We start from the raw sequence: 20,858 nt of genomic DNA, 5'->3' as shown, positions 1-20,858 counted from the left end.
CGAGCCGGGCGAGGGTTTGAACGAAGCATGCGATTGGTCATGGACGGGCGCGCGCGACGGCTGTTGCGGCGTGTTCCCGTCGTCAACATCTATTCGGCAGCCGAGCTGCTGCTACTGGCCGCGCTGGCGGCGCAGACCGCGCGGCTGGTTTGGACGGTGGTGACGCCGGTCAATCCGCTGGGTGACTGGCGCCCGGTCGCGCCGGTGGTTGCGGGCATTCCGGCCGACGCGCTGGCGAGCTTCGACCCCTTCTTCCGGTTGCAGGGCGAAGCGGCGCCCGCGACCGTCACCTCTTTACAGCTGGTCCTGTTCGGCACGCGCATCGACGAGGCGCAGGGCGGCGGCTCCGCGATCATCGCCGGTCCCGACGGGGTGCAGAACTCGATCGCCGTGGGCCAGGAGGTCGCGCCCGGCGTCCGGCTGAAAGCGGTCGCGTTCGACCATGTCACGCTCGATCGTGGCGGCGCGCTGGAGGATCTGTTCCTCGACCAGTCCAAGGCGGTGCAGCCCGTCGTACCCGGCGGGGCGCCGTCCGCGCCGGGGCTTGCACCACCACCTGCGTCAGGGCCAAGTGGAGGTGTGCCGGTGGGGCAGATACGGCAGGAGATCGGCTTCATCCCACGCATCGACGGCGGGCGGGTTAGCGGGTTGGTGGTGCGACCTCAGGGGAGCGGTGCGCTCTTCCGTGAGGCGGGCTTGCGCGAGGGCGATGTGGTCACCGCGATCGGCGGACGGCCGGTGGCGGGCGCCGACGATCTCGACCGCATCGCGGCCGACTTCCGCGGCGGCGGCAACATTCCGATCCAGGTCGAGCGCAACAATCAGATGTTGTCGCTGGCGCTGACCGTGGCGCCCAGCCGATGAGGGGTCTTCTTGCTCCGGTCGCGCTGGTCGCGCTCGCCTCGCAGGCTACCGCGCAGACGACGCTTAACGTCCGCGATGCCGACATCCGCGCCTTCATCGCCGATGCGGCGAGGGTGACGGGCCGGACCTTCATCATCGACAGCCGCGTCACCGGCAAGGTGACGGTGGTGACCGACCGTCCGCTCAGTCGCTCGGAGTATTTCGAGATCTTCCTGTCGACGCTCAGGTCCAACAACCTGATCGCGGTGCCGACCGCCAACGGCGCGCTGCGCATCCAGCCGCTCGACAATGCGGCGCAGCAGCCGAGCCGGATCGGCAGCACAGGCGCCAACCGTAACAGCTTCGTGACGGAGATCGTCCGGCTGAGGTCAGTCGACGCACAATCCGCGCTCGACACGGTGCGGCCGCTGGTCAGCCAGCAGGGCTCCGTCACCGCCAACCGCACCGGCAACAGCCTGGTCGTGGTCGACTTCGCCGACAATGTCCGCAGGGTACGCGAAGTGCTGCGGCGGCTCGACATCGACTCGGCCTCGACGCGCGTCATCGCGCTGCGCAACGCGAGCGCGCGCGAAGTGGCGACGGCGCTGCAGGGGTTGACCGGCGGCGCGGCGGGCGGGGGCGGGGTAAGTCCGGGGGCAACCGTGTCCATCGTCGCGGTCGAAGGCTCCAATTCGATCGCGCTGAGAGGCGACGCCGCATCAGTCGCGCGCCTCGCGCAGGTGGCGCAGCAGCTCGACAGCCAGGCGCGCAACGGCACCGAGATCAAGGTGGTGTTCCTGGAGAACGCCGACGCCGAGCAGCTGTTGCCGGTGCTCCAGCAACTCGTCGGCCAGGCGCCCGACCAGCCGAGTTCGACGCCGCTGAGCCGCAGCAACTTCGGCAGCACGAATTCGGGCACCGGCACCAACACCAGCACGGGCCCGATCGCGACCCCGACACCCACGCCGGCGGTGAGCGGAGGCGGCGGTGGTAGCGGACAGGCGGCGATCACCACCCAAGGCGGGCGCACCGCGGCGGTGGTGACCCGCTTCACCGGCGCGAACGCGATCGTCATCGCGGCGCCCGCGGACATCCAGCGCCAGCTTGCCGACGTCGTTCGCCAGCTCGACAAGCGTCGCGCGCAGGTGCTGGTCGAGGCGATCGTCGCGGAGGTGTCGGACTCGACCGTGAACCGGCTGGGTGCGCAGTTCCTGCTCGGCGATGCCAATGGCGGCGCGTTCGCGGCATCGACCTTCTCCAACTCGGCGCCCAACATCCTCCAGATCGCCGGCGCGATCGGCGCGCGCGAGCTGGCGACGACGACGACTACGGTCAACGGCCAGACGACGGTGACCACCACCAACAACGCGGTCAGCGACAGCCTGGCGCAGTCGGCGATCAACTCGATCCTGGGCTCGTCGGGCGGCTTCGGCGGCTTCGGGGCGCAGATTGGCTCCACCATCTTCGGCGCGATCATCAACGCGGTGAAGAGCGACACGACGTCCAACCTGCTCCAGGTCCCCAATTTGGTGACGCTCGACAATCAGGAAGCGCACAGCCTGGTCGGGCAGGAAATCCCGGTCACCACCGGGCAGGCGCTGTCCTCCAACTTCGACAACGCGTTCCGCACGACCCAGCGGCAGAATGTCGGCATCGGGCTTGATGTGAAGCCGCAGGTCAACTCCAGCGGCACGATCAAGCTCAACCTGCATCTGCAGGTCAGCTCGATCGCCGGGCCGGTCAGCAACGACAATTCGGACCTGATCCTCAACAAGCGCGAGATCGAGACGGTGCTGACGCTCGACGACGGGGCGATCGGGGTGATCGGCGGGCTGTTGAGCGACGAGGAGCGGCGCACGATCGAGAAGATCCCGTTCCTGGGCGACATCCCGGTGGTCGGCAACCTGTTCAAGTCGCGTGCGCGGTCGCGGGCCAAGACCAATCTGATGATCTTCATCCGCCCGACCATCCTGCGGACCGCCGAGGACGGGCGGCGGCTGGCGGAGCGGCGCTACGGCTATCTGCGGCTGCAGGAAGGGCTGCAGAAGCCAGGCGAGGAGCCGACGGTGGATCAGCTGGTGCGCGACTACATGGGCGCGGTCGCGCCGCTGCCGCGGGCGCCCTTGCCGGGGAGCATCGAGGATCCTCGGGTTGGGGTGCCGGTGCAGCGGTCGAGTACGACGGTGATTCCCAGGTGACCTCCGAAGCGCTCGTCGTCGCCAACCCTCCGCATGGGCCGGACCTGCCGGCGATCACCTTGCCCTATCTCTTCGCCCGCAAGTTCGGCGTCTGTGTCGCGCATACCGATGCCGACGGCCACCTCACCGTCGCGCTGCGCGAGGGCGCCGATCCCAAGGCGCTGATCGAGGTACGGCGGGTGCTGGCGCGGCCGTTCGACATCGAGGTGGTGGCGCCGCCCGCCTTCGACCGGCTGCTGTCCGACGGCTATGCGATGGACGGGCAGGCGACCGCGATGGCGGCGGTCGGCATGGGCAGCGAGCTCGACAGCCTCGCCGAGGGGCTGCCGACGGCGGAGGATCTGCTCGATACCGCCGATGACGCGCCCGCGATCCGGCTGATCAACGGCATCATCGCCGATGCGGCGCGCAACGGCGTGTCGGATATCCATATCGAGCCCTACGAGACCGGGCTGGTCGTACGCATGCGCATCGACGGCGTGCTGCGTGAGACGCTGCGGATGCCGCCGCATGTAGCACCCGTGGTAGTCAGCCGGGTAAAGGTGATGGCGCGCCTCGACATTGCCGAGCGTCGCGTGCCGCAGGACGGGCGGATGGGGCTGACGCTTGGCGGCAAGCTGCTCGACGTGCGCGTCTCGACGCTGCCGAGCCGCGCCGGCGAACGGGTGGTGCTACGCATCCTCGACAAGGACAATGCCGGCATCGATCTCGACGCGATCGGCATGGCGCCGGCGATGAACGTGCTGCTCAAGCATGCGCTCGCCGAGCCCAACGGCATCGTGCTCGTCACCGGACCGACTGGATCGGGGAAGACCACCACGCTCTACGCGGCGCTCAGGCTGCTCAACGACGGCACCCGCAACATCCTGACGGTCGAGGATCCGGTCGAGTACGCGATGGACGGGATCGGCCAAACGCAGGTCAATCCCAAGGTCGGGTTGACCTTCGCGGCCGGCCTGCGGGCGATCCTGCGCCAGGACCCGGACACGGTGATGGTCGGCGAGATCCGTGACCGCGAGACCGCCGAGATCGCGGTGCAGGCGTCGCTGACCGGCCATCTGGTGCTCTCGACGGTCCACACCAACGATGCGGCCGGCGCGATCACGCGGATGCGCGACATGCGCGTCGAGCCGTTCCTGCTCGCCTCGACGCTGCGCGCGGTGATCGCGCAGCGGCTGGTGCGGCGACTGTGCCCCGCCTGTCGTCGTCCCGTACGCGCCGGCGACACGCCCGCGCCGATGCTGGGCATCGCGGCGGAGGCGCAGGTGTGGGAGCCGGCGGGATGCGACCGGTGCAACCAGACCGGCTATAAGGGCCGCATCGGGGTATTCGAGGCGATCCGGGTGGACGAGACCATCCGCCGCCTCATCAACGAAGGTGGCGACGAGGGCGCGATCGCGGCCCATGCCTTCACGCGCGGCGATACGCTGGCGGAGGCCGCGCGGCGGCTGGTGGAGGAGGGGCGGACCACGCCCGAAGAGGCGGTGCGGGTGAGCCGCAGGGATGTGGTCGAAGAGCCCATCCCAGTCACGGCCGATGCCTGACTTCGACTATCTCGCGATCGACACGCGCGGGGCGGAGAAGCGCGGGCACGTCGCCGCCGACAGCATCGACGCGGCACGGGCGCGGCTCGACCGGCAGCGGCTGTACATCGTCCGTCTTGAACCCGGTTCGGCGCCGGCGACGGTCGCGCGGCCGTTGTTCGGACTGCAACTCGGCCGTCCGCGGATGCGGACCAAGCAGCTGACCCTGTTCACGCGTCAGCTCGCGACGCTCAACCGCGTCTCGCCGCTGGAGGAGTCGCTCCGCACCATCACCCGCCAGACCGAGCAGGAGGCGACCCGCACGATCGTGGCAAACGTCCATGCCGGGGTGGTCGAAGGCCGCCGCCTCGCCGACGCGATGGCGCGGGAGCCGAAGAGCTTCCCGCCGCTGTATCGCGCGATGGTGTCGGCGGGCGAAAGCTCCGGCTCGCTGCCGACCATCCTCGACCGGCTGGCGGCGCTACTGGAGCGGCAGGCGGAGATCCGCGGCAAGCTCATTACCACGCTGGCCTACCCCGTAATTCTCGCGATCGTCGCGCTCGGCGTCGTTACCGCGCTGATGATCTTCGTCGTGCCACAGGTGGTGGAGCAGTTCGACACGGTCGGGCAGGAACTGCCTTTTCTCACTCGCGTGGTCATCGCGCTGTCGGACCTGCTGGTGCGCTTCTGGTGGGCGATGCTGTTGGTCGCGGTGCTGGCGGGGCTCGGAATCTGGCAGGCGCTGCGGAACCCTGCGATCCGGCTTCGCTTCGATACCCGGCTGCTCAAGCTGCCGCTGCTCGGACGCTTGTTGCGGGACCTGCACGCGGCGCGGATGAGCCGGACTCTGTCGACGATGGTCGCGAGCCGGCTGCCGCTGCTTGAAGGGCTGACGCTGACCGCTAGCACGATCCACAACCGCCGCCTGCGCGCTGCATCCGATGAGATCGCGGACGCCATCCGTCAGGGCGGGAGCCTGTCGGCGGCGATGCGGCGCACCGGCGTCTTTCCGCCGCTGCTGACGTACCTGGCTGCGTCGGGCGAGGCGGCGGGGCGACTGGACGAGATGCTGGAGCGCGCGGCCGATTACCTCGAACGCGAGTTCGACCGCTTCACCGCCACGGCGCTGTCGCTGCTGGAGCCGGCGATCATCGTCATCATGGGCGGTGTCGTGGCGACGATCGTGCTATCGATTCTGCTGCCGATCCTGCAGCTCAACACGCTCGCGGGGCAATGAGGAAGTGCATGAGTACTGAACCGAACAAGAGGCGGCGTCATGAAGCCGGCTTCACGCTCGTCGAGCTGATGGTGGTGATCGTCATTATCGGCCTGCTCGCGACCATCGTCGTCATCAACGTCCTGCCGTCGGGCGACCAGGCCAAGATCGTGCGGGCGAAGGCGGATATCTCCACCATTCAGGGCGCGCTGGACACCTATCGACTACAGCTCGACCGCTACCCGACTACCGCGCAGGGGCTGCAGGCGTTGCGCACACCGCCGCAGGGGATCGATGCCGCGCGCTACCAGCCGGGCGGTTATATCCGCAAGCTGGAGGACGATCCCTGGGGCAAGCCCTATCTCTATGCCTCGCCCGGCCAGCATGGCGAGGCGGACGTCTGGTCCTATGGCCGCGACGGCAAGGAAGGCGGCGAGGGGGTCGATGCCGATATCGGCTCCTGGATGTAGCACCGAAGTCGGCGAGCGCGGCTTTACGCCCGTTCGGCGTTACGCCGAGCACGGCTTCACGCTCGTCGAGCTGATGGTGACGATCACCGTCATCGCACTGATGGCGAGCGTGACGCTGTGGGCGATGCCGTCGCCTGGCGGGCGGGTGCAGGACGAGGCGCTGCGGTTCGCAGCACGGACGCGGGCGGCGCGCGACCAGGCAGTGGTCGAGGCGCGGCCGATGAGCCTGTGGGTGACGCCGGGCGGCTATGGCTTTGACCGGCGGGTCGGCGGACGGTGGACGCCGGTCGCCGACAAACCGTTGCGCGTCGAGCGCTGGGCCGAAGGGACGCGGGCGGAGCCGGGAGACGCGACGGGCCGGCTGCGCGTCACGTTCGACCCGACCGGACTGCCCGACCGCGCGGCCGACGTGCGGCTGAGCCGGGGCGAACGGGGGTCGCTGATCCGGCTCGGCGCGGACGGGAGCGTGCGCGCCGATGCGCAATGATAAGGACTTCAGCGCCTGTGGGCGTTCCGCCGAACACGGTTTCACGCTGTTGGAGATCCTCGTCGCGCTGGCGGTGTTCAGCCTTGCGGCGCTGGCGCTGATCCGGCTGCAGAGCGCGAGCATCCGTGGCGTGACGGTGCTCGACCGCACGCTGGTCGCCAACATGGTGGCGCGCAATGTCGCACTGGAGGCGGTGACCGGCGCCCTCGCTCCGGTCCGGGGCACGACGCAGGGCGTGGAGGCGAACGGCGGCCAGACGTGGCGCTGGACGCGGACGGTGGCGCCGACCGGCGATGCGCGGATCATGCGGGTCGACGTGAGCGTGGTGGCCGCGGACGGGCAGCTGGTCGGGCGCGCGACGATGGTGCGGCCGCCTACGGACGAGGGGGTGCGATGACTTTCCTCGTCAAATATTCCTCGGCGAAGGCCGCGGCTCAGTTGCGAGGCAGGCGGAGCGACTCACACCCTCTCGGAGCAGCCCGATCCTGGGCCCCGGCGTTGGCCGGGGAAGCGGCTGCGGGCGAACGACGCGAACACGGCTTCACCTTGGTCGAGGTGATGGTCGGGCTGCTCATCTTTTCGATTCTCGCCAGTGCGGGTGTGGCGCTGCTGTCGTTCAGCGTCCGCACGCAGGCGGCGTCGGGCAGGAAGCTCGACGATCTCGCGGCGCTGCAACGGACGCTGTCGATCCTCTCGGCCGACCTGGCACAGGCGAGCGCGCGCACGCAGCGCGACGAAGCGGGCACGGTGCTGCCGGCGTTCGTCGGCGAGGCGAGCGGCGCGGCGGCGCCGATGCTGCGGCTGGTGCGGGGTGGTTGGACCAACCTCGACGCGCAGCCGCGCGCGGGCGTCCAGAAGGTCGCGTACCAGCTTGCCGAGGGGGCGTTGCAGCGGATTGCCTACCCGCGGCTGGACGGCTCGCAGCCGCTTGCCGCCGCACCGCTGCTGACCGGCGTGCGCGCCGTGACTCTGCGCTATCGTTATCGCGGCGCGTGGAGCGATCGCTGGAACGGCGCAGGCGGGGTGCCGGTGCCCCAGGCATTGGAGCTTCGCATTCAGCGCGACTCGGGCGTCGAGTATCGCCAGCTGTTCCTGGTCGGCACCGGCTATACGCCGGCTCCGAGGGCCACCGATGCGCCCCAGTGATGCCGAGCGCGGCGCGGCGCTGCTGACCGTGTTGCTGCTGGTCGCCGTTATCGCGGTGATCGCGGCCGGCGCGCTGGAGAAGCTGCGGCTGGCGACGCGGTTGACCGCCAACGCAGTTGGGATCGAGCAAGCGCGCAGCTATGCGCAGGCGGCCGAGACGCTGGCGGTGACCCGGATCACGACGCTGCTTGGGCAGAACCCCGGCCGCGTGACGCTGGCGGGCGGGTGGAGCAACGCACCCTTCGGGCTGCCGCTCCCGGGCGGCACGGCCGTGGCGCGGGTCAGCGACGGCGGCAATTGCTTCAATCTGAACAGCTTGGTGACCGAGCCCGTGCCGGGGGTGTACGCCAACAACCCGCTGATGCGGCTGCAGTTCGCGCGGCTGATGCGGCTGTTGCAGGTCTCGCCGCAGATCGCCGAGCAGGTCGCGGCGGGCGCGTCCGACTGGATCGACAGCGACACCGATCAGCAGGCGGGCGGCGCGGAGGACAATGCCTATCTGGGGCAGGATCCGGGCTATCGCACCGCCAGCACGCTGATGATGGACCCCAGCGAACTGCGTGCAGTCGCCGGTGTGACGGCCGAGCTGTACGCGCAGCTCAAGCCGTGGCTCTGCACGCTACCGACCGCCAGGCCGGCGCCGATCAACCTCAACACGCTGGCGCCCGAACAGGCACCGCTGGTGGCGATGCTCGCGCCCGATACGCTGACGGTCGATGCGGCGCGCGCGGCGTTATTGCAGCGGCCGGTACAGGGCTGGGCGAGCACGAGCGCGCTGCCCGGGCTGTCCGGCGTGGCGCTGGGCGAGGGGGCGGGCGTGACCTCCCGTTGGTTCGCGTTGCGGGTCGATGTGGTCGTGAACGGGCTCGATCTGCGCGAGACGGCGCTGATCGACGCGACGAGGCTTCCCGCGCGGCTCGTCTCCCGGCAATGGGGGGAGGAGTGACCGCCACCCTGATCTTCCTCCCCGACGCGCAGGCGTCGTTCCGCTGGTGGCGGATGGACGCGGCGCGTTCGGTGGAAGAGGGGGAGGGGCTGCCGCCGCCCGCAGACGACGACCGGCTGGTCGCGGTTACACCGGCCGAGGCGGTGACCTTGCACTGGGCGGCGCTGCCCGCGCGCACCCCGGCGCAGGCGACCGCGGCCGCGCGCATTCTGGCCGGCGAGGCGAGTGCGGTGCCGGCTGCCGAGCTGCACGTCGCGATCGGCGAGGAAGGTTCGGAGGAGCGACCGATCGCGGTGGTGGGTGCCGATGCGATGCGTCGGTGGCTGGCCGAGCTTGCCGTCGCCGGGATCGACCCGGACGCGATGGTGCCCGCGCCGATGCTGCTGCCGCGCCCCGATGAAGGGTTCGCCCGCGCCGAGCTCGGTGGAGCGGGCGTGGTGCGGGGGCGGACGAGTGGCTTCGCGGACGAGGCGCGGCTGACCGAGCTCGTCACCGGCGGCGAGCCGCCGCGGGTGATCGGGCGCGACGAACTGAGCGAGGCGCTGGCGGCGGCGGTGGCGATGCCGGCGCTCGACCTGCGGCAGGGCCCCTTCGCGCGGCGGCGGCGGGTGGGGCTCGACTGGGCGCTGATCCGGCGGCTGGCGCGGATCGCGCTGTCCATACTGGCGGTGACGCTGGCGATCAGCCTGGTGCAGCTCGCCAAGTACAGCTTCGCCGCCGACGCGCTGGAGGCGCAGGCGGATCGGCTCGCCGCGACCGGCCTGCCGCGCGGCGAGACCGTCACCGATGCCGACCGGCAGCTGTCCGAGCGGCTGGGCGCGGTGCGTGGGCCGGGGCTGGGCTTCACCGGCATGAGCGCGGCGGTGTTCGCGGCGGTCCGCGCGACGCCTGGCACCGAGGTGACGGGGCTGGATTTCCAGCCGAGCGGCGACCTTAAGCTCTCCGTCGCGGCGGCGCGCGAGTCGCTGCCGACCGACCTCAAGCGCGCGATCGAGCGTGCCGGGTTCGTGGTGGAGGCGAGCACCTTCACCTCCGCCAACGGCCGCGTCGCCGGCGAGATGACGGTGCGGGCGCCATGATCGCCTGGTTCCAAACGCGGTCGCTGCGCGAGAAGCGGCTGATCCTGGTCATGTTGGCGCTGCTTGCGCTGACAGTCGTGTGGCTGCTCGTCATCCGGCCGATCGGCGACGGCCTGTCGCGCGAGCGGGAGCGGCATGCGGCGGTGGTGGTGCGGCTGGGGGAGACGCGTGCGACCGTCGCGGCGCTGCGCGAGATCGGGCGCCGCCGCCGCTCGCCGCTGACCGGTACGCTCGCCGATGTCGTGCGGGTGCGGGCGGCGGAGGCGGGGTTCGCGGTGGCGACCTTGGACGAGGACGGGCCGGGGCGGGTGCGGGTCGGGATCGCGGGCGCTCGGCCGGCGGCGCTGCTGCCGTGGCTGGCGCGGCTGGAAGCGTCAGGCGTGCTGGTCGACGCCGCGACGCTGACCGACAAGGGCGATCGTAGCGTCGGCGTACAACTGACCTTGAAGGCGCGCGCGCTGTGAGGTTGCGGCTCGCCACTGGGCGGACGGCACTGTTCGGGGCGATGCTGTTCGCCGGGCTGCTCGCGTTCATCCCGCTGCGGCTCGTGCTCGGCTGGTTCGGATTGGGCGAGCTTGGGCTCACCGCGCGGCGCGTCGATGGCAGCCTGTGGGCGGGGCGGCTGGTGGAGGCGCGGTTTGGCGAGGTGGCGCTGGGCGACACCGGCGCGCGGCTCGCCTTCTGGCCGCTGTTCCTGGGCCGTGCCCGGATCGAACTGGACGGCGAGGGTGCCCGGCCCTTGCAAGGCGCCGTCACGGTCGGGCGGCATCGGCTCGGGGTGGACGACATGACCGCGACGCTCGCGACCGGCCAGCTGTTCGCGCCGCTGCCGGTCACCTCGCTCGACCTCGACGACGCCACCGTCCACTTCCGCGATGGCCAGTGTGAGCGCGCCGATGGCCGGGTGCGCGCGACGCTGGCGGGCGAGGCGGCGGGGGTGCCGTTGCCGGCGACGCTGAGCGGGCCGGCGCGGTGCGAGGGCGGGGCGCTGCTGCTGCCGCTGACCAGCCAGGCGGGGACCGAGACGGCCGCGCTGCGGGTGTTCGGCGACGGCCGCTATCGCGCCGAGTTCGGCTTGCGGAGCCCCGATCCGGCGATCGCGCTCAGGCTGGAGCGGGCCGGGTTCATCGGTGGGCCGCAGGGCTACCGGCTGGTGGTGGAGGGACGGTTCTAGGCCGGAAGTTTAGGGAAAGTTGAGGCCCAAATCGTCCCTATCCACGGCAGTCATCCTGTCCTTTCGCCGAGTCGCTGCTGCATGACCGATCGGGCACCTGTAGGACAGCGCCTTGACGGGCGGCGAGCAGCCCCGCTAGGGCGCTGTCGCTCACGGCGACCGTAGTTCAATTGGTTAGAGCGTCGGCTTGTGATGCCGGAAGTTGCGGGTTCAAGTCCCGTCGGTCGCCCCATTTTCCAGCGCACAGGACCCACGAACCCATGAGCAATTGGGGCTTTCCCGATTTCGACGATCATGAGGGCGTGCACCTCTTCACCGACGTGAAGTCGGGCCTGCGCGCGATTATCGCGATCCATTCGACCGAGCTCGGGCCGGCGGCGGGCGGCGTACGCTTCTGGAACTATGCCGACGAGCGCGAGGGGATCACCGACGCGCTGCGGCTGTCGCGTGGCATGAGCTTCAAGAATGCGATGGCGGGCCTGCCGATGGGCGGGGGCAAGGCGGTCATCCTCGCGGACGCCAAGCGGACCAAAGATGCAGCACTGCTCGAGGCCTTCGGCCGCGCGATCCATTCGCTGAGCGGCCGCTATGTCACCGCCGAGGACGTCGGCATGACCGATGCGGACATGGTGACGATCGCCAGTGCGACGAAGTATGTGTCCGGACTGCCGGTCGCAAGCGGCGCGGCGGGGGGCGATCCCGGGCCGTACACCGCGCTCGGCGTGTACCTGGGCATCAAGGCGGCCGCCAGGAAGGCATTGGGCGCCGACGACATGCGCGGCGTCCGCGTCGCGATCCAGGGTGTCGGCTCGGTCGGCGGCGGTACGGCGCGATTGCTCGCAGCCGACGGTGCGACGCTGGTGCTCGCCGACGTCGACGGCAAACGCGCGGAGAAGCTAGCGGCGGAGCTGGGCGCCGAGGCCATCGCGACCGACGCGATCCTGGCGGCGGACGTGGACATCGTCAGCCCGAACGCGCTGGGCGCGATCCTGACGGAGGATACGATCGCCGGGCTTAAGGCCAAGGCGGTCGCCGGCGGCGCGAACAACCAGCTGGCGGTGCCCGAGGACGGCCACCGGCTGCACGAGCGCGGCATCCTATACGCGCCCGATTACGTCATCAACGCCGGCGGCATCATCAATGTCGGGCTGGAGTATCTGGGGCAGGGCGACGAGGCGGAGGTCAAGGCCCGCATCGCGCGCATCCCGGCGCGGCTGGTCGAGGTCTGGGACGAGAGCGACCGCACCGGCGAGCCCGCCTCGGCGGTGTCGGACGCGATCGCACGCAGGTTGATCGGACGGTGATGCCGGTCCTCCCCGGTTACGGGGAGGGGCGCCGCTCGCGCTTGCGCGGGGGGTGGAAGGGGCGGGTCGCCAGGGGGTCGCGCGTGGAGAGCCCCCTATGGCAGCCGGCAAGCCGGCGGCAACCGGTCCGGGAACGGGGAGGATATGCATGGGGTGGCTGAGCCTCCTCGTCCTTCTCGCCGCGACGATGCTGGCGCTCGTCGTGCTCGGCGTGCGGCGGCCTTTGTGGTCACTGGTCGGCGCGGCGCTGATGCTCGGGGCGACGGGCTATGCGCTGCAGGGCAAGCCGAGCGTCCCCTTTCAGCCCGCGCGACCGGAGCGGACGATGGGTGGCGACGATCCGAGCCTGGTTGCGCTGCGCGACCAGCTGCTCGGCGGTCGCAATTCCGCCGAAGGCGCGTACATGATCGCGGCGGACGCGATGCAGCGCGCGGGCGAGAAGCGCGCGGCGGTGCAGGCGGTGATCGGCGGGTTACGGCGGTATAAGCGGAGCGTTCTGCTGTGGGTCGGGCTGGGCAACGTGCTGGCCTCGCATGACGGGCGCGTGTCGGCGCCGGCGCGGCTCGCGTTCGACCAGGCCTATCGGCTAGCGCCCGAGCATCCGGGTCCACCCTTTTTCATGGGACTGGCACAGGTGCGGATAGGGGAGTTCGCCAAGGCGCGGCCCTACTGGGCGCGGGCGCTGGCGCTGACCCCGGAGGGGGTGTCGGTGCGGCCGCAGATCGCAGAGCGGCTGGCGCTGCTGGACGCGTATCTGGCTCAGGTAGAGCCGTCGGCCCGGCCTTGATCCGCGGCCCGCTACCTTCCCCACCAAAATGAAGAAAAAGCGAGATCACGGCGCAAGGCCGGGGTGACGGATTCGCTACTTACCCCGACCCGTCTTCTCCTGGAGCTCGTCGATCTTGATCGATGCGTCCGCCTTGCTCAGCTCCTCGGGCATCTCCTCGTGCGCTTCTTCCGACAGCGTCTTGAGGTAGCTGGCCTGCGCGCCGGTCATCGGCTCGTCGCCGGTGGTCCAGTCGTGCGGGTCCTTGACCGCGTTGGAGGTCGGATGGGTCTTGGGGTTCTCGGTATCGGCCATTGTTGATCTCCTTGCGTAGCCAACAACGGCCGTGTTCCTTATCCGTTCCACTTCTCGAACGGCAGGCCGAGATCGTCGGCGACGGCCTGATAGGCGATCTTGCCCTTGTAGACGTTCAGCCCCGCGGCGAGGTGCGAGTCGGCCTGCATCGCTGGTTCGGCGCCCTGGTTTGCCAGCTTGAGCGCGAAGGGCAGGGTGGCATTGTTGAGCGCAAAGGTGCTGGTCCGCGCCACGGCGCCGGGCATGTTGGCGACGCAGTAATGGATCACGCCGTCTACTTCGAACACCGGGTCGTCGTGGGTCGTCGCGTGGCTGGTCTCGAAACAGCCACCCTGGTCGATCGCAATGTCGACCAGCACCGAGCCGCGCTTCATCGTCCTGAGCATGTCGCGCGTCACCAGCTTGGGCGCGGCAGCGCCGGGCACCAGCACCGCGCCGATGACGAGATGCGCGCGCTCCACCGCTGCCGCGATCGCCGCCTTGGACGCATAGGCCGTCTTGATCTGGCTGGAGAAGAACATGTCGAGCTCGGCCAACCGGCTCATGTTGATGTCGTAGATCGTGACGTCCGCGCGCATGCCGACCGCCATCTGTGCTGCGTTGATGCCGGAAATCCCGCCGCCCAGGATCGCGACCCGCGCCGGTGCCACGCCGGGGACGCCGCCGAGCAGCACACCGCGCCCGCCCTGCTCCTTTTCCAGATAATGCGCGCCGACCTGGACCGACATGCGACCCGCGACCTCGCTCATCGGCTTCAACAGCGGCAGCCCGCCGCCCGGCGCGGTCACCGTCTCATAGGCAATGCAGGTCGCGCCCGACCGCATCAGCCCCTCGGCCTGCGGCTTGTCGGCGGCGAGGTGGAGATAGGTGAAGAGGAGGTGTCGCGGCTCGAGCAGCGCGATCTCGCTCGCCTGCGGCTCCTTGACCTTGACGATCATGTCGGCCGCATCGAACACGGCCGCCGCGTCCGGAAGGATCGTCGCGCCGATCGCGGTATAGGCGCCATCGTCGAAGTCGATGCCCATGCCGGCGTTGGTCTCCACCACCACTTCGTGGCCGGCGGCGACGAGTTCGGCGGCAGACGCGGGGGTCAGGCCGACGCGGTATTCGTGGTTCTTGATTTCCTTGGGTACGCCGATACGCATCGATCCAGCTCCTGAGCGGCCCGTCGGTCGAGCCGAATGGCGGTCCGCTTAGCCGCTTGGCGGACCCTTGTCGCCATGCTACCGGCCCGCCTTCCGACGGGCCGCTTGCCCGCCCGGCTCGGGAAAGGCTGGCCTGCGTCGATGCCTGCATTCGCGCATAACGTCGTTACAGATCACGATAACGAACACGGACACCAGATCAAAGGCAGCACCACCGCGCTGATGATCGGGGCCGTCGGCGTGGTGTTCGGCGATATCGGCACCTCCCCGCTCTATGCGCTGAAGGAGATGTTCGCCGGGCATCATCCGCTGCCGATCGACTTCCTCCATGTCTTCGGTGTGCTCAGCCTGATCTTCTGGTCGTTCCTGATCATCGTGACATTCAAATATGTCATGATCGTCATGCGCGCGGACAATAAGGGCGAGGGCGGCAGCCTGGCACTGCTGGCGCTGATCACGCGCAAATCGGGGTCGCGCGGGTGGCTGCTGACCATGCTGGCGGTGCTCGCGACCTCCCTGTTCTTCGGCGACGCGATCATCACGCCGTCGATCTCGGTGCTGTCCGCCGTCGAGGGACTGGTGGTGGTCGAGGCGAGCATGAAGCCGTGGGTGCTGCCGATCTCGGTCGGCATCCTGGTCGGGCTGTTCGTGGTGCAATCGCGCGGCACTGCGGGCTTGAGCCGCTATTTCGGCCCGGTCGTGCTGCTGTATTTTATCGTGCTGGCGGTCATGGGTGTGGTGCACATCATCCCCGATCCGAGCATCCTCGGCGCGCTGTCGCCGCATCATGCTGTCTCGTTCTTCGTCCGCGACCCGATGCTGGCGTTCCTTTCGCTGGGCGCGGTGGTGCTCGCCGTCACCGGCGCGGAGGCGCTGTTTGCGGACATGGGACATTTCGGGCGCCGGCCGATCACGCTGGGTTGGCTGTGCGTCGTGTTCCCGGCACTGATCCTCAATTACCTCGGCCAATGCGCGATGCTGCTGCGCGACCCGTCGACCGTGGCCAACCCGTTCTTCTTGATGGCGCCGGAGCATCTGCGGCTGCCGCTGGTCATCCTGGCGACGCTGGCCACGATCATCGCCAGCCAGGCGCTGATCACCGGCGCCTTTTCGGTGGTGCAGCAGGCGGTGCAGCTGGGGCTGATGCCGCGGGTGCGGATCGCCCACACCAGCGAGAGCGCGCTCGGCCAGATCTATGTTCCGTCGGTCAACTGGACGCTGCTGGTGCTGGTGATCGGCGTCGTGCTGACCTTTCGCGAGTCGGTCAATCTGCTCGCCGCCTATGGACTGGCGGTGATCGGGACCATGTTCATCACCACCTGCCTCATCACCGTGCTGATGATCCGGGTGTGGAACTGGCCGGTTTGGCGGGTCGCGCTGGTCGCGGGCCTCTTCTTCATCGTCGACGGAGTTTATCTGGCCGCCAACGTCATCAAGATCCCGCAGGGCGGCTGGTTTCCGCTGGTGGTCGCGGTGATCGCGTTCACCCTGCTCACCACCTGGGCGCGCGGGCGACAGCTGATGATCGAGCGGCTGCGCGAGGGGGCGATGCCGCTGAAGGTCTTCATCGACTCCGCCGCATCATCCGCCGTGCGGGTGCCCGGCACCGCGGTGTTCATGACCTCCACCGCCGAAGGTGTGCCGCCGGCGTTGCTCCACAATCTGAAGCACAACCGCGTCCTGCACGATCGCATCATCCTGTTGACGGTCAAGATCGCGGACGTGCCTTATGTCGATGACGAGGGAAGCCTGCTGCTGCAGGATCTGGGACAGGGTTTCCACCGGCTGATCATCAAATACGGCTTCATGCAGGAGCCCAACGTGCCTGCCGCGCTCGAGCGGGTGAAGAGCTGCGGCCCAGATATCCGCATGATCGACACCAGCTTCTTCCTGTCGCGCCAGACGCTGCTCGCGTCCGACCGGCCAGGCATGGCGCTGTGGCGCGAGAAGCTGTTCGCCTGGATGATGCAGAACGCGGAAAGTCCGATGCAGTTCTTCCGCCTGCCGACCAACCGCGTCGTCGAGTTGGGGAGCCAACTCGAGATCTGATGGCGCCGATTGCCCCCGCGGGAGCGCCGATCATCGTGTCGGCGCTGTTCGGTCGCGCCGATCAGGCGTGGTTCGACGGCCTGCGCCGCGCGCATTTCCCGCCCGAGCGCAACCAGCTCGACGCGCACCTGACGCTGTTCCACCATCTGCCGCCTTCGGCTGCGGACGAGCTGAAGCGCCGGCTGAGCGAAGCGACGCGCGGGGTGCGGGCGCCGGTCGCGCGCGCGGCGGGGCTGATGTCGCTGGGGCGTGGTGTGGCGTTTCGGATCGAGGCGCCCGAGCTGGTGCGGCTGCGCGCCGAGCTGGCGGAAGCGTTTGCGGGGTTGCTGACGCCGCAGGACGCTGGGGGCTGGCGGGCGCATGTGACGATCCAGAACAAGGTCCAGCCCAATGTCGCCAAGCTGCTGCTCCAACAGCTCAGCCGCGACTTCCACCCGCGCGAGGTCGAGGTCGCGGGGCTGGCGGCGTGGTGGTATCGCGGCGGGCCCTGGGAGCTGCTCAGCCGACACATGTTCGCTTGAACTGAGCTTGACCCGCCGCGCGCGCGCCTCTTATAGGCCCGCGTCCATACGGCGAAGTAGCTCAGCTGGTTAGAGCACGGGAATCATAATCCTGGGGTCGGGGGTTCAAGTCCCTCCTTCGCTACCATATCCCAAGAACCCTTAGCGCCGGCGCTCGCCCGCCAGCCGCCCGATCAGCGCGGCGCTGCGTAGCGCCTGGCGCGGCAGGCTCTTGAGGTCGATCCACTCGCCCTCCGCATGCGCGCCGCCGCCCGCGACGCCGAGTCCGCCGAGCGTCGGCACGTCGGCGGCGACGAAGCCCGAGTCCGCCGCGCCGCGCTTGGCCGGATCGAACTCCGGCATCTCGGGCAGGCCGAGCTCGCGATTGACGGTGTTGAGCGTCGCCAGCAGCGCGCGATTGCCTTCGCTCGGCGCCATCGCGGGGGTGCTGTCGTAGAAGGTCATGGTCGCGGTCGTGCCCGGCAGGTGCTGGGCCACGATCTTCGCCATCGCGTCGCGCAGCTTCGTGTCCTGTTCCGGCGTCAGGGTGCGCAGGTCGCCGCGCGCGATCGCCTCGGCGGCGACGATGTTGGTCTTGCCCGTAGCGCCGACCTGCGAGCCGCCGGCGTCGATGGTGGCGGGGGTGCCGCCCGCGACCAGGCCGACGTTGAAGGTGGCGTTGGGTTCGGGCAGCTCGCGGCGGAAGGCATCGAGGATGCGCGCCATCTCATAGATCGCGCCATAGCCCAGGCTGCGGTTGAAGACGCCGCTGGAGTGGCCGGTACGCCCCGTCGTGCGCAGCTCCCAGGCGCTGCCCGAGCGGCGCGCGACGGTGCCGAACTCCTTGCCGCCTTCAGTGGCGAGATTCTCATACTCGAGCGCCGCATCGGCCTGCTTGCCCGCCGCGATCAGGTCCGCGCGCGCCGTGGCGGTGGGTTGGCCGGGGCGTTCCTCGTCGCCGGTGAGCACGACGGTGACGTTGGCCGCCTTGAGCGTGCCCGCCGCCTGCATCGCCCGCAGCGCGCCGACGATCACGACGAGCCCGCCCTTGTCGTCGCCGACACCGGGGCCGACCGCACGGTCGCCGGTGCGGGTGTATCTCGCGAAGGGCGAGGAGGGCTCGAAGACGGTGTCGAGGTGGCCGATCAGCAACACCCGCTTGCCGCGCTTGTTGCCCCGATGCGTGGCGATCAGGTGACCCGAGCGACCGGTCGCGGTCATGTCCACCCAGCGGACGGCGAAGCCGAGCGGCTCGAGCTCGGCGCGCAGCATGTCGCCGACCGCGCGGACGCCGGGGGCGTTGAGGGTGCCGGAGTTCTGGTTGACCAACCGCTCGAGCAGCGCCTCCTGGCGGGAAGTGTCGGCTTCAATGGCGGCGCGGAGGCGCTCGTGGGACGGGTCCGCTGCCAAGGCTGGCGCGGTGAGGAGCAGGGCGGCGGTGAGGAGGGCGAGGCGCATGGGGGCAGGGTAGTGCGCTCGCACGCTCACGTCACCCCGAGCGGTCGCGTCGCTGGGATGCGTACTTCACCTCCACTCCGCTTCGATCCTCCCCGGCTAAGGCGGGGGCCCAGGCGCGATGAGCTACGTTGCGCACGATATCGCCCGGCCTCATCGACCTGCGCAGCTGGGCCCTGGGTTCCGCCGGGGAGGATCGAAGCGGCGTGGAGGCGCCGCGGCGAAGCCGCGTCGGGACGTCGGACTTCGCTTTGGCGAGGCCGGCCGACAGCGGCTGCGCGCCGCGCCCGTCGGGCCGGCGCACCGGTCGGCCAGCTGCGCTTCCGACCTCAGCCGCTGTAATACATGTCGTACTCCACCGGGCTCGGCGTCATCTCCCACCGCGCCACGTCGGCATACTTGATCTCGATATACGCCTCGATCTGATCCTTGGTGAACACGTCGCCGCGCAGCAGGAACTCGTGATCTGCCGTCAGCGACTCGAGAGCCTCCCGCAGCGACGCGCAGACCGTCGGGACGTTGGCGAGTTCGGCCGGCGGCAGGTCGTAGAGGTTCTTGTCCATCGCCTCGCCGGGGTGGAGCTTGTTCTGGATGCCGTCGAGCCCGGCCATCATCAGCGCCGCATAGGCGAGATAAGGGTTGGCCAGTGCGTCGGGGAAGCGCACCTCGACCCGCTTCGACTTGGGGCCCGTTCCGTAAGGAATGCGGCACGACGCGGAGCGGTTGCGCGACGAATAGGCGAGCAGCACCGGCGCCTCGTAACCCGGCACCAGCCGCTTGTAGCTGTTGGTCGACGGATTGGTGAAGGCGTTCAGCGCCTTGGCGTGCTTGATGATGCCGCCGATGAAATACAGGCACATGTCGGAGAGGCCGGCATAGCCATTGCCCGCGAAGCTCGGCTTGCCGTCGTTCCAGATCGAGAAGTGGGTGTGCATGCCCGAGCCGTTATCTTCCTTGATCGGCTTGGGCATGAAGGTCGCGGACTTGCCATAGGCATGCGCGACCTGATGGACGACGTACTTGTAGATCTGCATCCGGTCGGCGGTGGTGGTCAGCGTCCCGAAGGTCAGGCCCAGCTCGTGCTGGCCGGCGGCAACCTCGTGATGGTGCTTGTCGCAGGGCAGGCCCATCTCGATCATCGTCGAGACCATCTCGCCGCGGATATCGACCGCGGAGTCGACAGGAGCCACGGGGAAATAGCCGCCCTTGGCGCGCGGGCGGTGGCCGAGATTGCCACCTTCATATTCGCGGCCGGTGTTGGTCGGCAGCTCGATGTCGTCGATCCGGTAGTAGCTGGTGTTGTAGCTGTTCTCGAACCGCACGTCGTCGAACATGAAGAACTCGGCCTCGGGGCCGACATAGACGGTGTCCCCGATCCCGGTCTGCTGCAGATAGGCCTCTGCGCGCTTGGCGGTGGAGCGCGGGTCGCGCGAATAGAGCTCGCCCGTGCCCGGCTCGACGATGTCGCAGAACACGATCAGCATCGGCGTGGCGGAGAACGGATCGGTATAGACCGCGTCCAGATCGGGCTTGAGCGTCATGTCGCTCTCGTTGATCGCCTTCCAGCCCTCGATCGAGGAGCCGTCGAACATCAGCCCGTCGGCGAACTCGTCCTCGCCCATCAGGCCTGCCACCATGGTCAGGTGCTGCCACTTGCCCTTCGGGTCGGTGAAGCGGAGGTCGACCCATTCGATCTCCTCGTCCTTGATGCGCTTCAGGATGTCGGACGCGGTGTTCGCCATGGTTTTTCCTTCTGTTCCCCTCCCGCCCCGCGGGAGGGGCTAGGGGAGGGCATGTTATGACCGGGAGGACGGAAACATGCCCTCCCCCGACCCCTCCCGCTCCGCGGGAGGGGAGTTTAGATCGCGGCGTCGTCGCGTTCGCCGGTGCGGATGCGCAGCGCCGATTCGACCGGCAGGACGAAGATCTTGCCGTCACCGATGCGGCCGGTCTGCGCGGCGGCGGCGATCGCCTCGACACAGCGTTCGGCGAGGCCGTCCTCGACCACCACCTCCAGCTTCACCTTGGGCAGGAAATCGACGACATATTCAGCGCCACGGTAGAGCTCGGTATGCCCCTTTTGACGACCGAAACCCTTGGCCTCGGTGACGGTGATGCCGGACACGCCGATCTCGTGCAGCGCCTCCTTCACCTCGTCGAGCTTGAACGGTTTGATGATCGCCTCGATCTTCTTCACTCGTGTCCCCGCTTCGGCTGCACGCCGCCCGACGGGCGCGTTGCA

Annotated in this window: 21 protein-coding genes and 2 tRNA genes; 18 read left to right on the top strand and 5 right to left on the bottom strand. The window is 69.3% G+C overall.

Annotation, left to right across the window (positions count from 1 at the left end; genetic code table 11):
- Positions 1 to 27 precede the first annotated feature (27 nt).
- The 15 genes from VFQ64_RS04395 to VFQ64_RS04325 all read left to right on the top strand — a co-directional run bounded on the left by VFQ64_RS04395 (position 28) and on the right by VFQ64_RS04325 (position 13,173).
- Positions 28 to 864: a type II secretion system protein N gene (locus VFQ64_RS04395; protein WP_325102073.1), complete on the top strand. Its 837-nt coding sequence runs from the start codon at positions 28 to 30 to the stop codon at positions 862 to 864.
- The gene (gene gspD, locus VFQ64_RS04390) at positions 861 to 3,041 is read left to right on the top strand and encodes a type II secretion system secretin GspD (RefSeq protein ID WP_325102072.1); all 2,181 of its coding nucleotides are present in this window, start codon (positions 861 to 863) and stop codon (positions 3,039 to 3,041) included. The genes VFQ64_RS04395 and gspD overlap by 4 nt, the downstream gene beginning before the upstream one ends.
- A complete protein-coding gene (gene gspE / locus VFQ64_RS04385) occupies positions 3,038 to 4,585 on the top strand; it encodes a type II secretion system ATPase GspE (protein ID WP_325102071.1) in 1,548 nt (515 codons plus the stop codon). The genes gspD and gspE overlap by 4 nt, the downstream gene beginning before the upstream one ends.
- A complete protein-coding gene (gene gspF, locus VFQ64_RS04380) occupies positions 4,578 to 5,801 on the top strand; it encodes a type II secretion system inner membrane protein GspF (protein ID WP_325102070.1) in 1,224 nt (407 codons plus the stop codon). The genes gspE and gspF overlap by 8 nt, the downstream gene beginning before the upstream one ends.
- Positions 5,802 to 5,809: 8 nt before the next feature.
- On the top strand, positions 5,810 to 6,250 hold the full coding sequence (gspG, locus tag VFQ64_RS04375; RefSeq protein WP_325102069.1) for a type II secretion system major pseudopilin GspG: 441 nt from the start codon (positions 5,810 to 5,812) through the stop codon (positions 6,248 to 6,250).
- Positions 6,225 to 6,737, top strand: coding sequence for a GspH/FimT family pseudopilin (locus VFQ64_RS04370; RefSeq protein WP_325102068.1), 513 nt, complete (start codon positions 6,225 to 6,227; stop codon positions 6,735 to 6,737). The genes gspG and VFQ64_RS04370 overlap by 26 nt, the downstream gene beginning before the upstream one ends.
- On the top strand, positions 6,727 to 7,134 hold the full coding sequence (gene gspI / locus VFQ64_RS04365; protein ID WP_325102067.1) for a type II secretion system minor pseudopilin GspI: 408 nt from the start codon (positions 6,727 to 6,729) through the stop codon (positions 7,132 to 7,134). Before VFQ64_RS04370 ends, gspI begins: the two co-directional genes overlap by 11 nt.
- 101 nt (positions 7,135 to 7,235) lie before the next feature.
- Positions 7,236 to 7,883, top strand: coding sequence for a type II secretion system minor pseudopilin GspJ (gene gspJ / locus VFQ64_RS04360; protein WP_325102066.1), 648 nt, complete (start codon positions 7,236 to 7,238; stop codon positions 7,881 to 7,883).
- On the top strand, positions 7,870 to 8,829 hold the full coding sequence (gene gspK / locus VFQ64_RS04355; protein WP_325102065.1) for a type II secretion system minor pseudopilin GspK: 960 nt from the start codon (positions 7,870 to 7,872) through the stop codon (positions 8,827 to 8,829). The genes gspJ and gspK overlap by 14 nt, the downstream gene beginning before the upstream one ends.
- Positions 8,826 to 9,908, top strand: a complete 1,083-nt coding sequence (gene gspL / locus VFQ64_RS04350) for a type II secretion system protein GspL (protein WP_325102064.1) — start codon at positions 8,826 to 8,828, stop codon at positions 9,906 to 9,908. The genes gspK and gspL overlap by 4 nt, the downstream gene beginning before the upstream one ends.
- Entirely contained in the window at positions 9,905 to 10,372 is a 468-nt protein-coding gene (gspM, locus tag VFQ64_RS04345; RefSeq protein ID WP_325102063.1) for a type II secretion system protein GspM, read from the top strand. The genes gspL and gspM overlap by 4 nt, the downstream gene beginning before the upstream one ends.
- Positions 10,369 to 11,082: a type II secretion system protein N gene (gene gspN, locus VFQ64_RS04340; protein ID WP_325102062.1), complete on the top strand. Its 714-nt coding sequence runs from the start codon at positions 10,369 to 10,371 to the stop codon at positions 11,080 to 11,082. Before gspM ends, gspN begins: the two co-directional genes overlap by 4 nt.
- A 155-nt stretch (positions 11,083 to 11,237) precedes the next feature.
- Positions 11,238 to 11,314: transfer RNA gene (locus VFQ64_RS04335), tRNA-His, on the top strand.
- Positions 11,315 to 11,342: 28 nt separating this feature from the next.
- Positions 11,343 to 12,386: a Glu/Leu/Phe/Val family dehydrogenase gene (locus VFQ64_RS04330; protein ID WP_325102061.1), complete on the top strand. Its 1,044-nt coding sequence runs from the start codon at positions 11,343 to 11,345 to the stop codon at positions 12,384 to 12,386.
- 148 nt (positions 12,387 to 12,534) lie between these two features.
- Complete coding sequence (locus VFQ64_RS04325; protein WP_325102060.1) at positions 12,535 to 13,173, top strand: hypothetical protein; 639 nt, start codon at positions 12,535 to 12,537, stop codon at positions 13,171 to 13,173.
- A 75-nt stretch (positions 13,174 to 13,248) separates the two neighbouring features.
- On the opposite strand, the gene VFQ64_RS04320 is transcribed toward VFQ64_RS04325, so the two are convergent.
- On the bottom strand, positions 13,249 to 13,467 hold the full coding sequence (locus VFQ64_RS04320; protein WP_325102059.1) for a DUF3072 domain-containing protein: 219 nt from the start codon (positions 13,465 to 13,467) through the stop codon (positions 13,249 to 13,251).
- 38 nt (positions 13,468 to 13,505) lie between these two features.
- On the bottom strand, positions 13,506 to 14,612 hold the full coding sequence (gene ald / locus VFQ64_RS04315) for an alanine dehydrogenase (protein ID WP_325102058.1): 1,107 nt from the start codon (positions 14,610 to 14,612) through the stop codon (positions 13,506 to 13,508).
- 141 nt (positions 14,613 to 14,753) lie between these two features.
- Between ald and VFQ64_RS04310 the strand changes: the two genes are divergently transcribed.
- From VFQ64_RS04310 to VFQ64_RS04300, 3 genes are all read left to right on the top strand, one after another.
- Positions 14,754 to 16,661 (top strand): potassium transporter Kup, encoded by a 1,908-nt coding sequence (locus VFQ64_RS04310; protein ID WP_414712859.1) that lies wholly within the window; start codon positions 14,754 to 14,756, stop codon positions 16,659 to 16,661.
- Entirely contained in the window at positions 16,661 to 17,182 is a 522-nt protein-coding gene (locus tag VFQ64_RS04305) for a 2'-5' RNA ligase family protein (RefSeq protein ID WP_325102056.1), read from the top strand. The genes VFQ64_RS04310 and VFQ64_RS04305 overlap by 1 nt, the downstream gene beginning before the upstream one ends.
- Before the next feature lie 50 nt (positions 17,183 to 17,232).
- Positions 17,233 to 17,309: transfer RNA gene (locus VFQ64_RS04300), tRNA-Met, on the top strand.
- A 14-nt stretch (positions 17,310 to 17,323) separates the two neighbouring features.
- On the opposite strand, the gene VFQ64_RS04295 is transcribed toward VFQ64_RS04300, so the two are convergent.
- The 3 genes from VFQ64_RS04295 to VFQ64_RS04285 form a co-directional block, all read right to left on the bottom strand.
- On the bottom strand, positions 17,324 to 18,619 hold the full coding sequence (locus VFQ64_RS04295; RefSeq protein ID WP_325102055.1) for a M20/M25/M40 family metallo-hydrolase: 1,296 nt from the start codon (positions 18,617 to 18,619) through the stop codon (positions 17,324 to 17,326).
- A gap of 326 nt (positions 18,620 to 18,945) precedes the next feature.
- The gene (gene glnA, locus VFQ64_RS04290) at positions 18,946 to 20,358 is read right to left on the bottom strand and encodes a type I glutamate--ammonia ligase (RefSeq protein WP_325102054.1); all 1,413 of its coding nucleotides are present in this window, start codon (positions 20,356 to 20,358) and stop codon (positions 18,946 to 18,948) included.
- Positions 20,359 to 20,474: 116 nt separating this feature from the next.
- The gene (locus VFQ64_RS04285) at positions 20,475 to 20,813 is read right to left on the bottom strand and encodes a P-II family nitrogen regulator (RefSeq protein WP_299648363.1); all 339 of its coding nucleotides are present in this window, start codon (positions 20,811 to 20,813) and stop codon (positions 20,475 to 20,477) included.
- Between the last annotated feature and the right edge of the window lie 45 nt (positions 20,814 to 20,858).

Source organism: Sphingomonas sp., assembly GCF_035714405.1.
In the GTDB taxonomy this organism is placed as follows: Bacteria; Pseudomonadota; Alphaproteobacteria; order Sphingomonadales; family Sphingomonadaceae; genus Sphingomonas.
The sequence above is the reverse complement of the archived record's forward strand: the minus strand, read 5'-3'. Positions and strand labels throughout refer to the sequence as shown.